Origin of the sequence: Vibrio azureus (genome assembly GCF_002849855.1) — a bacterium.
Lineage (GTDB): Bacteria > Pseudomonadota > Gammaproteobacteria > Enterobacterales > Vibrionaceae > Vibrio > Vibrio azureus.
In genome coordinates this window covers 2,714,661-2,727,938 of sequence record NZ_CP018616.1, presented here as the reverse complement: position 1 = coordinate 2,727,938, position 13,278 = coordinate 2,714,661, and the positions used below count along the sequence as shown (strand labels likewise).

Below are 13,278 nucleotides of genomic sequence, written 5' to 3'. Positions count from 1 at the left end.
CGGATTGGTATTATTTCACTCTGCTTTAGGGACTGGACAAGATTAACCACTTAATTAATTTGATTGGTATAATCAAAAATCTCGCAGTGTCACTCAACATTAGCTGTAACTTGCCCCCAGTATGATTTTGGATATTTGCACTCCTTGCAATGGCGATTCAGTTAGTGTGAGAATAAAAAGGGGATGTTTTACCATCCCCTAAATTCATCAACACAAAAGCGTAGCAGCTTGTATGTTAGGTCGCTTTTTATCTATTAGAAATGAGTGGGCTTATTCAGCTTTTTCGCTAGATGCCATGTCTTTTTCCGCCTGTTTTGCTTTTTCTATCATTGGAGTAATGGTCGAGCCTTGAACCAGAATAGAGAAAACGACAACAGAATATGTCATAACCATAATGATCTCCTTAACGTCAATGAGCTTATCAGGGATGACCCATATGCCAGACGGAATAGAGAGCGCCATTGCAATTGCTAGCCCTCCTCGTAGACCTCCCCAAGTAAGTATTTTGACTGACCAAGGGTTGTAAGTACGGTAACGTTTAAAGCCAAGATAAGCTAAGAATACACTGAGGTAGCGAGCGGATAATACCAGCGGAACCGATAGTGCCATCATGATCCAGTCTTCTTTGTGGAATTCAAAGAGCAACATCGACATACCGATAAGAAGAAAGAGGACACCATTTAAAAACTCATCAACCAACTCCCAGAAGTGGTCCAGGTGATCTTCACTTTCTTTGGAAAAGCCAATAAAGCGCGTCCAGTTTCCAAGCATGATACCAGAAACCACCATTGCGAGAGGACCTGATACATGTATGTACTCTGCAAAAGCATAACCTGCAGTTGGAACACCTATTGTTAACAGAAGCTCCATCGAATGGTCATCAGTTGCACTGATAAGATAATGAAAAATCACACCTAATGCAAAACCATACATAATACCGCCAAGAGCTTCTTGGACAAACAGTTTTGTCACAGAACCGACAGTAGGAGCTTCCGTACCAAAAGCAATGGTGAACAGGGTGACAAAGATAACCAAACCAAAGCCATCGTTAAATAGTGACTCACCTTCAATTTGTGTTGAAATACGTCGTGGAGCATGAAGTTTTTTGACAATGGCTAAGACTGCAATGGGGTCGGTTGGAGAGATTAAAGCACCAAATAACAAACAATAGACGAGACCAAAGTTAAGGCCGATTAATTGACAGAACCCATACAGCACAAAGCCGATAAAAAATGTTGAGAAAAGAGTCGCACACAGTGCAAGTATGGTGATTTCCCATTTTTGGTCTTTGAGGTTAGGCAGCTTTATGCCTAATCCACCTGCAAACAATAGGAATCCTAGTATGCCTTTGAGAAGAAAATGCTCAAAGTTAATACTGGTTACGGTTTCAGTGGCAATTTCAGTAAGGTGGAACCAGTCATTTTGACCAGCGATAAGAATTAAAAGTGAAAGGATCATTGAGCCAGCAGTGATGGCGATAGTGGTTTGCATTTTTCCTATCTTACTGTTTACAAATGCAATTAGCATTGCAGCAGCAGAGAGAAAACATAAAGTGTGGTAGACCGACATAGTGCTCTCTAATTGTAACATTTTATGATTCAGATTCTCGGATGATGCTGACTAAATAGCAAACACTTTTTTTGAGTTATTTTATTGCACGAAAATACGAGTAATGGGTATTGCTTTTCTATTTAGACGTCTAGACTCCTTTAATTTGTATGATAGGATGGAAAGATAACCAAAGGAATGAGGCTGTACTGTGGGAATGAAGATAAGACAACAAATTGAAGCTCAATTAAAACAGCGTATTTTGCTGATCGATGGTGGCATGGGTACCATGATTCAGGACTACAAACTGGAAGAGCAAGACTATCGAGGAGAGCGCTTTGCGAATTGGCATTGTGATCTAAAAGGCAACAACGATTTGCTGGTGCTCACTCAGCCTCAATTGATTAAGGAAATTCACAGCGCTTACTTAGAAGCAGGCGCTGATATTCTTGAAACCAACACCTTTAACGCGACGACGATTGCGATGGCTGACTATGAGATGGAAAGCCTGAGTGAGGAAATCAACTTTGCCGCTGCAAAGCTTGCTCGTGAAGCCGCTGATGAGTGGACGGCAAAAACGCCAGGGCGTCCACGTTATGTTGCGGGTGTGCTTGGTCCAACAAACCGTACTTGTTCTATTTCCCCAGATGTAAACGATCCGGGTTATCGTAATGTGTCTTTCGATGAACTTGTTGAAGCGTATTCTGAGTCCACTCGAGCGCTTATTAAAGGTGGCTCTGATCTTATTCTGATCGAGACCATCTTCGATACGCTTAACGCGAAAGCTTGTGCCTTTGCGGTTGATAGCGTCTTCGAAGAATTAGGCATAGAGTTGCCCGTAATGATCTCCGGTACCATTACCGATGCTTCTGGGCGTACCCTATCAGGTCAAACAACGGAAGCCTTCTATAACTCTCTTCGTCATGTTAATCCAATTTCATTTGGTTTGAACTGTGCGCTTGGTCCTGATGAACTACGCCCGTACGTTGAAGAGCTTTCTCGTATTTCTGAATCGTTTGTTTCTACCCATCCAAATGCGGGTTTACCGAATGCGTTTGGTGAGTATGACCTTTCGCCACAAGATATGGCGGAACACGTTAAAGAGTGGGCGGAGAGCGGTTTCCTCAACCTAATTGGTGGTTGTTGTGGTACCACGCCAGAGCATATTCGCCATATGGCAATGGCAGTTGAAGGCGTGAAACCTCGAGATTTGCCTGAGCTTACGGTTGCGTGTCGTTTATCCGGTCTTGAGCCTCTTACGATTGAAAAAGAGACGCTGTTCATCAATGTGGGTGAACGTACTAACGTTACCGGCTCTGCTCGATTTAAACGCCTGATCAAAGAAGAGCTCTATGACGAAGCTTTAGAAGTTGCTCGCCAGCAAGTTGAGAACGGTGCTCAGATCATCGATATCAACATGGATGAAGGCATGTTGGATGCAGAAGCGTGTATGGTTCGCTTTCTAAATCTATGCGCCTCTGAGCCTGAGATCTCCAAAGTGCCTATCATGGTCGACTCTTCTAAGTGGGAGGTCATCGAGGCGGGCCTGAAGTGTATTCAGGGTAAGGGCATTGTGAATTCCATCTCTTTGAAAGAGGGTAAAGAGAAGTTTGTAGAACAAGCCAGACTTATTCGTCGTTATGGCGCAGCTGTGATTGTCATGGCATTTGATGAAGTTGGTCAGGCAGAAACACGTAAGCGTAAGTTAGAAATCTGTACTAACGCTTATCGTATTTTGGTTGATGAAGTCGGTTTCCCACCAGAAGATATCATCTTTGACCCGAACATCTTTGCTGTTGCGACGGGTATCGAAGAGCATAATAACTATGCCGTAGATTTCATCGAAGCGGTTGCCGACATTAAGCGCGACTTACCTCACGCGATGATCTCTGGTGGTGTGTCTAACGTTTCCTTCTCATTCCGCGGTAATAACTACGTTCGTGAAGCGATTCACGCTGTGTTCTTATACCACTGTTTTAAAAATGGTATGGATATGGGTATCGTGAACGCGGGTCAGTTGGAAATTTATGATAACGTTCCTGATAAACTGCGTGAGGCGGTAGAAGATGTGGTTCTTAACCGTCGTGATGATTCGACTGAGCGGCTACTTGATATTGCAGCAGAATACGCAGGTAAAGGCGTTGGTAAAGAAGAAGATGCTTCTGCACTAGAGTGGCGAACTTGGGCGGTAGAAAAACGTCTAGAGCATGCGCTGGTTAAAGGCATTACGGAGTTCATTGTCGAAGATACCGAAGAAGCTCGCCTTAATGCCTCTAAGCCACTTGAAGTCATTGAAGGTCCATTGATGGATGGCATGAACGTAGTGGGTGACTTATTTGGTGAAGGTAAGATGTTCCTTCCTCAGGTAGTGAAATCTGCGCGTGTTATGAAGCAAGCGGTAGCGCACTTAGAGCCATTTATTAATAAAGAGAAGCAAGCGGGTTCTTCCAACGGCAAGATCTTACTGGTTACGGTAAAAGGTGACGTGCACGATATCGGTAAGAACATTGTTGGCGTGGTTCTGCAATGTAACAACTACGAGATCATCGATCTTGGCGTAATGGTGCCATGTGAGAAGATCCTCAAGGTAGCCAAAGAAGAAAACGTCGACATCATTGGTCTTTCTGGTTTGATCACTCCATCTCTCGATGAAATGGTGCATGTAGCCAAAGAAATGGAGCGTCTTGATTTCGATCTTCCGCTTCTGATTGGTGGTGCGACTACATCAAAAGCGCATACGGCGGTTAAGATTGAGCAGAACTACAAAAACCCAGTGGTATACGTCAATAACGCTTCTCGTGCAGTTGGTGTATGTACATCACTGTTATCAGACGAGCTTCGTCCTAGCTTTGTCGAAAAATTGGATGCGGATTATGAACGCGTGCGTGATCAGCATAAGCGTAAGAAGCCTCGCACCAAGCCTGTCACCTTAGAAGCCGCACGAGCCAACAAAGTTGCGATTGATTGGGATGCGTATACGCCTCCTGCTCCTGTGAAGCCCGGTATCCATATCTTTGATGACTTTGAAGTGTCTACTTTGCGTAAATACATCGACTGGACACCTTTCTTTATGACCTGGTCACTAGTGGGTAAGTACCCAACAATCTTTGAGCATGAAGAAGTGGGGGAAGAAGCTCAGCGTCTGTACAAAGATGCCAACGATCTGCTGGATCGTGTTGAACGTGAAGGGTTGCTCAAAGCACGTGGTATGTGTGGTCTGTTCCCTGCAGCAAGCGTGGGCGATGATATCGAAGTTTATACCGACGAATCACGCACAGAAGTTGCAAAAGTATTGCTTAATTTACGTCAACAAACTGAGAAACCGAAAGGCTTTAATTACTGTTTGTCTGATTATGTTGCTCCAAAAGAGTCAGGCAAGCACGATTGGATTGGTGCTTTTGCTGTGACTGGTGGCATTGGTGAACGAGAACTTGCTGATGAGTACAAGGCTCAAGGTGATGATTATAATGCCATCATGATCCAAGCAGTAGCGGACCGTCTGGCAGAAGCATTTGCTGAGTATCTGCATGAGCGTGTGCGTAAAGAAATTTGGGGCTACGCTACGGATGAAGACCTATCGAATGAAGACCTGATTCGTGAGAAATATCAAGGCATTCGACCAGCTCCGGGCTATCCAGCATGTCCTGAGCATACTGAAAAGGGGCCGCTTTGGGAGTTAATGAATGTTGAAGAAAACATTGGTATGTCACTGACATCGAGCTATGCGATGTACCCAGGTGCATCGGTATCGGGTTGGTACTTCTCGCATCCAGAATCTCGTTACTTTGCGATCGCGCAGATCCAAGAGGATCAGCTACAAAGTTATGCTGATCGTAAAGGTTGGAATAGGATCGAAGCAGAGAAGTGGTTGGGGCCAAATATTAACGGTTAACCGGATCATATTGAAATAACAAGGGCTGCTATATGCAGCCCTTGTTTATTAGTGAATGAAAGTATTTTTATTACTCAAATAATTCAGTGTGCAGTTTTTGGATAGCTTGGCGAGATACGGACTCGTGAACCAGAAAGCACAGGTTATGTGGACTTGCTCCGTAACAGATCATACGTAGATTAAAGTCTTCTAATGTACCAAATACTTGCTTTGCATAGCCTTTGCTTTCACTCATGTTGTTGCCAATCAGAGCAACGAGGCATAGATCGTGTTCCACTTCTACTTTACACAACGCTTCAAGCTCTTTACGCGCCGCTTGTGGTAATTGAGGTGCACCACCAGACGTGTCTGTTTGATCAAGCGTGAGTGATACACTGATTTCAGATGTGGTGATCAGATCAACAGAGATTTTGTGCTTCGCTAGGATCTCAAATACTTTGGCTAAGAAGCCGTACGCGTGGAACATGTTAGCACTGCGTAATGTCACCATGGTTTGGTTGCAACGCAGAGCAAGTGCTCGGAATAAAGGTGAGCTTTCTACTTGGTGGCGGATCCATGTGCCGCCTTTTTCCGGCTCTTTAGACGAACCGACAAATACTGGGATGTCGTGACGAAGAGCAGGAACCAGTGTTGAAGGGTGCAGGATTTTTGCACCGAAGTTTGCCATCTCTGAGGCTTCGCTAAAGCTGATCTCTGGGATTGGCGCTGCTTTTGAGGCGATACGTGGATCTGTGGTGTAAATGCCCGGAACGTCGGTCCAAATCTCTAGACCTGCTGCTTTTACACCTTCTGCAATGAGTGCTGCACTATAGTCACTGCCGCCACGACCAAGAGTCGTCGTGTTGCCTTCTTCATCTGAACCAATAAAGCCTTGGGTGATAACGACGTATTCTTGACAAAGGGGCACCAATTTTTCTTGTGCTAGTTGTGAAATGATCTCGACACTAGGTTCAGCACGCCCAAAGTTGCCATCGGTTTTAAGTACGTCGCGAATATCAAAACGAATCGTATTTACGCCACGTTCGCGCATTAACTGCGCAAGAATGTGAGTCGACATTAATTCTCCACAAGCGACCAAATGATCGGTCAGTTTGGTGCTTGCTTGGATTGAAGCCGCTTCTGCTAAACTCGTGACAGTATCAAGAATTGAATACACTTCTGCTGCGGCTTCGGTCGAGTCTTCAAGTTGTGACAGAATCGATTCGTGAATACCTGCGAGTTTCTGTAGAACTCCCGCTCGATGCTCTTGGTCTTGAACACCATTTGCTAGTTCAACTAATAGGTTCGTGACACCGGAGCAAGCGCTGCTGATGACAAGGCGAGTATTTGGGTTGTTTTCTATGATAGTGGAGCAACGGCTCATTGCCTCAAAGTTGGCTACACTGGTTCCACCGAATTTTGCTACGTTAAATGCGCTCACTGCGTTCTCCCACGACTTCCTGAATAATAACAACAATTAATGAGTTGCCCAATACATCCAATGTTTGGTGAGGAAAGGAACAGAGCCAAGAGAGAAGTAATTAAGATAACTTTTTGATATTTACTCTCAGAAGCTCTTCATCAGGCTGCGCTGATGACAATTGATGGGATTCAACCCAAGTCAACCGACAAGTCAAATCCTGCAAATTTGACTCACCTCGGCACTACTCCCCATGAGTGCTTGGTATAGGAATTGCGGTTCCACCAATCACCTGCCTGGGTAGTGCTCCTCTTCTGCATGAAGCTTTTTTATTGAACGGCTTTATCGGGATAATGTCAACCTATATTCTAGAGAAAATGATTGAGTATGAGATGCTACGGACGGTGAGATACGGATTTTTATCAATACCAATGTACTTCTGGGTCATCCTGCAGTGCAGAGCATCTTGAGTTTAATTGAGTATATACTTACTCTCGAATGGTCATGGATGGCATGACTTATCCAATAAAAAGTCTGTCCGATTTATGATCGACAGCAAGTAAGGAGCTAGTATGACAATTTACAGTTTTATCCCCCCTCACCGGACATTGATGGGACCTGGGCCATCAGATATTTCCCCTCCGGTTCTACAAGCATTAGGTCGTCAGACGATCGGACATCTCGACCCTTTATTTATTTCTATGATGAATGAAGTCAAACAGTTACTTAAATATGCTTTCCAAACAGAAAACGAATTTACCATTGCGGTTTCTGCACCTGGCAGTGCGGGTATGGAAGCGTGCTTTGTTAATCTTATCGAACCTGGCGACAAGGTAATTGTGTGTCGAAATGGCGTGTTCGGCGACCGCATGCGAGAAAATGTAATGCGAGCGGGTGGGGAGGCCATCTTAGTTGATGACCCTTGGGGAGCACCTGTTTGTCTAGAAAAAGTGGAGCAAGCACTGCAGAAAAATCCGGATGCCAAATTGCTCGCGTTTGTTCACGCAGAAACTTCAACCGGTGCGCTGAGTGATGCTCAGGCACTTGGCCAACTTGCAAAAAAATACAATGTATTGTCGATTGTTGATGCAGTAACGTCTTTAGCAGGGGTGCCTTTAAAAGTAGATGAATGGCAGCTAGATGCGGTTTACTCCGGTAGCCAAAAGTGCTTATCTTGCGTACCAGGGCTATCTCCTTTGACATTTTCACCAGCTGCGATTGATAAGATAAAGGCTCGAAAAACCCCTGTGCAGAGTTGGTTCTTAGACCAAAGTTTGGTGCTCGGTTATTGGGCTGGGGAAGGAAAGCGTAGCTATCATCATACAGCACCAGTGAACAGTCTTTATGCGCTACATGAAGCATTATTACTTCTAAAGCAAGAGGGGTTGGAATCTTCTTGGCAACGTCATCGGCAGATGCATGAAAAGCTAAAAGCAGGCTTATTGAAATTGGGCTTTGATTTTGTGGTCGATGAAGCCTATCGCTTGCCTCAGCTCAACGCGGTTTATGTGCCTGAAGGTATTGATGAAGCTAAAGTACGTGAGCACCTTCTTAATGTTTACAACTTAGAGATAGGCGCTGGTCTTGGAATATTGGCGGGTAAGGCTTGGCGTATCGGGTTAATGGGCTATGGTGCTCGTGCTGAAAACATAGCACTGTGTCTAAAAGCTTTAGAGGAATCATTATACCCAAGTGACCTCAAGATTAAGTAAGAAAGCGAAGGTTGAGGCCTTCGCTTTACATGCCATCTATTCTGCCTTAATCACTTCTTGAAAGAAATCGGAGGCTCGCTGAGATGGTGGTTGGTATTGGATATCACTGAAATTCATTTGAGGAAATAAGAAGCTTGCTTCCGTCCGAATTTGCTCAGCTTTACTCGATTCTCCCAAACCTTGATAAGCCAAAATGAGGTTGTTATATAGCATTGGACGAGGTTTATCTTTGATCATGTTGAGTGACCAATCAATGTAAGGTTGAATAAAGCGAGGCTCTTGTTCTTGTAATCCCACATTGAGCAAACTGCTGTAAACGTCCCAGTCAAAACGATCCTTCCATACCACGGGATTTGTCACCTGATTTAAGATATCCGGATCGGTAGGTTGAGTGGTTTCAAACTTGGTCAACACATAATTCGTATGCAAAGCACTGAGCATATAGAACGTTAAAGTGAGTGGTAGAACGAGGCTACATACTCGAAGTAAGCTCTTGGTAATACGGCTAAAAGGTGCTTGACGATACTGAGAAGAACGTTGATCAACCCAGTAAAGCAGAATAATAAAAATCAACCAATGTACGAGTGAATGGTAGAACGGGTACTCGAGTTGAGAATGGATTATTATCGGGATAAATAGAGCGAGCAGTGCCAAACGTGTTCCTCGCTTCGCTTGATAGATGCGATAAATGACACAAGATGCAGCCAATAAGATCCCCAAGATAGGTAAAATTCCGCCTTCCGCAGCCCAATAAAGCAGCTCATTATGCGGGTGATCCATAGATGGCAAGCCTGCGGGATAGGTCTCATTGAGAGCATGCTGACGAGCAGTATATAACATGTACTCTGATTCAAACTGACCGTAACCATAACCAGTAAATGGCTTTTCGATCACCATATCGAGCGTTTGTGGAAAGGTATAGGCTCGAGGTGATTCCATATGCACTTTTTCAGACGCTAAACTTCCACCATCTGGGAAAGCTAGCTTCATTACCACTAAAGAAAGGGCTAACCCCATGGCAATAGAAACTATCCAGCGAATAAAGCGAGAGCGGTTCGAAAAGCGCTGCATGTAAGGGATGATCATAATGACGGCGATCGTTGAAGCGAGCCAACCAGTTCGAGATGCAAGCGCGACAATCAAAGGTAAGGTTAAAACAGGGACGGCATACAAAATGGCAGTTGCAGTAAGCTTACGTGAATACTTATGTCGCTGGGGTTGGCGGGCTAATAGGTAGCTGGCAATGATCAATCCTGTGGCGAGAAAACTTGCCATGACATTAGGTTGCTGGAAAATACCATAAGGTCGATTTACAACCGTGTCATAGCCAAATAGGTTATCAGGTTGTAGATAAAGGTACTGGACCAGCCCCCAAACTGCCTCAATGATAACGGCTAGCACAATAAACCAAAGTAAGCGCTGACGGTATTTATTATTAAATTTAAATTGTTGTAAAACAATAAAGAACAGTAGGCCAGCCCATAACGTTATTAATCTATTTGCGGCAATAGCTGCGTTTGCGTTTGGAAACAAGATAGGCAGTGTCATGATGACGCAGCTTATGAATAAGCCCAGTGTCAGCTTAGAATAACGCACAGAGTGATTGGCAGCGAGCTGATAGATGCCGATACCCAGTACCCCACTGAACGCAATCCATGTTGTGGCATTAAATGGTAGGGCGAGGCCAGCTCCGCCAGGGTTGAGCATAAAAAAGTGCATTGCCACTAAGAACAGCATTGCTAGCGCTAAAAGGAATTTTCGATTAAGAGGAACTTGTACCTTATGTTGAGAAAGCTTGGTTCCGTTTACATGTAAAATAGCCATAAATTTCGCACTGTTAAATGAAAAAAGGCCAACCATCAGTTGGCCTTTTACTTTACCTGCTTTTTTTATTTCAACATAGGCTTAAGGAAACGAGCGGTGTGTGAACCTTTGACCTTAGACACATCTTCAGGGGTTCCCTGAGCAATGATGTCTCCGCCTCCTTGTCCTCCTTCCGGGCCTAAATCTACGATCCAATCGGCAGTTTTAATGACATCAAGGTTATGTTCTATAACCACGACCGTATTACCATGATCACGGAGTCGATGTAAGACCGTAAGTAACTGTTGGATATCATGAAAGTGAAGCCCTGTGGTTGGCTCATCCAAAATATACAAGGTCTTGCCTGTGTCTCGTTTGGATAATTCACGAGCGAGTTTAACCCGCTGAGCTTCACCGCCAGATAAAGTTGTCGCTGCCTGCCCTAGTCGAATATAGGATAGGCCAACATCAATCAGGGTTTGTAATTTTCTGGCAATAACTGGGACTGGGTCAAAGAAAGCTCGTGCATCTTCAACAGTCATGGCTAAAACTTCATCAATCGTTTTGCCTTTGTAGTGGACCTCAAGTGTTTCACGATTGTAGCGTTTGCCTTTACACACATCACAGGGAACGTACACATCGGGTAAGAAGTGCATTTCGACCTTGATGACGCCATCCCCCTGACAGGCCTCACAGCGTCCACCTCGAACGTTAAAGCTAAAACGCCCCGGTTTATAACCACGGGAACGTGACTCTTGAGTGCCAGCAAACAGTTCCCTAATGGGTGTAAAGATACCTGTATAAGTTGCTGGGTTGGAGCGAGGTGTTCGGCCAATTGGGCTTTGGTCTATATCGATAACCTTATCGAAGTGCTCAAGGCCTTTGATCGACTTATACGGAGAAGGTTGTGCAGTCGTGGCGCCGTTGAGTTGAGTATGAGCAATCTTAAAGAATGTATCGTTGATTAGGGTAGATTTGCCTGAACCAGATACCCCAGTGATACAACTGAATAAACCAACGGGAATGGAGAGATTGACATTTTTCAGGTTATTGCCTGTTGCCCCTTTGAGTTCAACCGTTTTCTTTGGATCTCTTGGCGTACGTTGCTTAGGTACACTGATTTCTTTTGCGCCGCTGAGGTATTGGCCTGTCAATGAATTAGGGTTAGCAATAATATCGGCCATCGTCCCTTCTGCGACGACATTACCGCCATGAACCCCTGCTCCGGGGCCAATATCGATGACATGGTCAGCACAGCGAATCGCATCTTCATCATGTTCAACCACTAAGACGGTGTTGCCTAAATCACGTAGGTGAGTCAGTGTTTTTAACAGTCTCTCATTATCGCGCTGGTGGAGACCAATTGAAGGCTCATCAAGAACATACATTACCCCAACTAATCCAGCTCCAATTTGGCTTGCTAGACGAATACGTTGTGCCTCTCCTCCTGAGAGTGTTTCAGCACTGCGTGATAAGTTGAGATAATTGAGTCCCACGTTGACCAAAAATTGCAGGCGGTCGTTAATTTCTTTCATCACCTTTTCTGCGATTTGGGCACGTTGCCCTTCTAAGTGTAAGGAATGAAAGAAATCCAATGCCTCGGCAATACTTAGCTTTACAATTTCCGGTAGTGTGGTATCGGCAATAAAGACGTTACGTGCTTCAAGGCGTAGACGTGTACCATTACAACTTGAACAGGATTTGGTTGAAATGTATTTCGCTAAATCTTCTCTAACTGAGTTAGACTCGGTATCACGATAACGACGTTCAAGTGTATTGAGAATCCCTTCAAATGGGTGGCGCTTGACGCGGATGTCCCCTCGGTCATTGATGTATTTGAATTCAACTTCTGAGCGACCTGAGCCTTTTAAAATGATCTCTTGGGTTTTCTTAGGTAATGAATCAAAGGGAACATGCAAATCGAAGCCATAATGCTCGGCTAACGAAGAGAGCATTTGGAAGTAATAATAGTTCTTTTGATCCCAACCCCGAATTGCTCCCTGTGCTAGGCTGAGGCTACCATCTTGAATTACTCGACTTGGGTCAAAGTATTGCTGTACGCCAAGTCCATCACAGGTTTGGCATGCTCCGGCAGGGTTATTGAATGAAAACAGGCGAGGTTCTAATTCTTGCATGCTGTAGCCACAAAGAGGGCAAGCAAAGTTGGCTGAGAAGATCACTTCTTCGCCGTCGCCATCCATTGGGGCCACAACCGCAATGCCACCAGAAAGCTCGAGTGTGGTTTCGAAGGATTCAGCCAAACGTTGCTGCAAGTCTGGGCGGACTTTAAAGCGGTCGACTACCACTTCAATGGTGTGCTTTTTGTGCAGCTCTAGCGTTGGTGGATCGGAAAGGTCGCATGTTTCACCATCGATGCGTGCACGAATAAACCCTTGAGCTGCTAGGTTCTCCAGTGTCTTAACATGCTCACCTTTACGTTCTTTCACGATAGGAGCAAGCAGCATCATCTTGCTGCCTTCTGGCAACTCTAAGACTTTATCGACCATCTGGCTGACGGTTTGTGCTGCAAGCGGTGTATGGTGTGTTGGACAACGAGGTTCACCAACACGAGCGTAAAGCAAACGTAGGTAGTCGTAGACTTCAGTAATCGTGCCGACGGTGGATCTAGGGTTATGCGATGTTGATTTCTGCTCAATTGAGATTGCAGGAGACAAACCTTCGATGTGGTCCACATCTGGTTTTTCCATTAGAGACAAAAATTGGCGAGCGTAAGCGGATAGTGACTCTACGTAACGCCTTTGACCTTCAGCATACAAAGTATCGAAGGCGAGAGAAGATTTACCAGAACCACTCAAACCGGTAATGACAATCAGTTTATCGCGAGGGATAGTGAGGTTGATATCTTTGAGGTTATGGGTGCGGGCACCGCGAACTTCTATTTTGTCCATCGTTTTTGCTCTATG

Annotated in this window: 6 protein-coding genes and 1 riboswitch; of the genes, 2 read left to right on the top strand and 4 right to left on the bottom strand. The window is 44.8% G+C overall.

Going from position 1 to position 13,278, the window contains the following annotated elements:
• Nucleotides 1–270: 270 nt before the first annotated feature.
• Complete coding sequence (locus tag BS333_RS12385) at nucleotides 271–1,569, bottom strand: cation:proton antiporter (RefSeq protein WP_021709255.1); 1,299 nt, start codon at nucleotides 1,567–1,569, stop codon at nucleotides 271–273.
• A gap of 190 nt (nucleotides 1,570–1,759) precedes the next feature.
• On the opposite strand from BS333_RS12385, the gene metH reads away from it, so the two are divergent.
• Complete coding sequence (metH, locus tag BS333_RS12380) at nucleotides 1,760–5,440, top strand: methionine synthase (protein WP_021709256.1); 3,681 nt, start codon at nucleotides 1,760–1,762, stop codon at nucleotides 5,438–5,440.
• A gap of 70 nt (nucleotides 5,441–5,510) precedes the next feature.
• On the opposite strand, the gene lysC is transcribed toward metH, so the two are convergent.
• Nucleotides 5,511–6,860, bottom strand: coding sequence for a lysine-sensitive aspartokinase 3 (lysC, locus tag BS333_RS12375; RefSeq protein WP_021709257.1), 1,350 nt, complete (start codon nucleotides 6,858–6,860; stop codon nucleotides 5,511–5,513).
• A 122-nt stretch (nucleotides 6,861–6,982) separates the two neighbouring features.
• A riboswitch (Lysine riboswitch) is annotated at nucleotides 6,983–7,161 on the bottom strand.
• A 250-nt stretch (nucleotides 7,162–7,411) separates the two neighbouring features.
• Here lysC and BS333_RS12365 point away from each other — a divergent pair.
• Entirely contained in the window at nucleotides 7,412–8,551 is a 1,140-nt protein-coding gene (locus BS333_RS12365) for a pyridoxal-phosphate-dependent aminotransferase family protein (RefSeq protein ID WP_021709258.1), read from the top strand.
• A 36-nt stretch (nucleotides 8,552–8,587) separates the two neighbouring features.
• On the opposite strand, the gene BS333_RS12360 is transcribed toward BS333_RS12365, so the two are convergent.
• Nucleotides 8,588–10,375 carry a PglL family O-oligosaccharyltransferase gene (locus BS333_RS12360; protein WP_050567981.1) on the bottom strand — a complete coding sequence of 596 codons (1,788 nt, stop codon included), beginning with the start codon at nucleotides 10,373–10,375 and terminating at the stop codon, nucleotides 8,588–8,590.
• Between the two features lie 65 nt (nucleotides 10,376–10,440).
• The gene (uvrA, locus tag BS333_RS12355) at nucleotides 10,441–13,263 is read right to left on the bottom strand and encodes an excinuclease ABC subunit UvrA (RefSeq protein ID WP_021709260.1); all 2,823 of its coding nucleotides are present in this window, start codon (nucleotides 13,261–13,263) and stop codon (nucleotides 10,441–10,443) included.
• Between the last annotated feature and the right edge of the window lie 15 nt (nucleotides 13,264–13,278).

What these genes read in the sequence shown, in the direction of transcription:
- BS333_RS12385 (WP_021709255.1), bottom strand. Translation starts at nt 1,569, where the DNA reads ATGTCGGTCTACCACACTTTATGTTTTCTCTCTGCTGCTGCAATGCTA.
- BS333_RS12365 (WP_021709258.1), top strand. Translation starts at nt 7,412, where the DNA reads ATGACAATTTACAGTTTTATCCCCCCTCACCGGACATTGATGGGACCT.
- BS333_RS12360 (WP_050567981.1), bottom strand. Translation starts at nt 10,375, where the DNA reads ATGGCTATTTTACATGTAAACGGAACCAAGCTTTCTCAACATAAGGTA.
- uvrA (WP_021709260.1), bottom strand. Translation starts at nt 13,263, where the DNA reads ATGGACAAAATAGAAGTTCGCGGTGCCCGCACCCATAACCTCAAAGAT.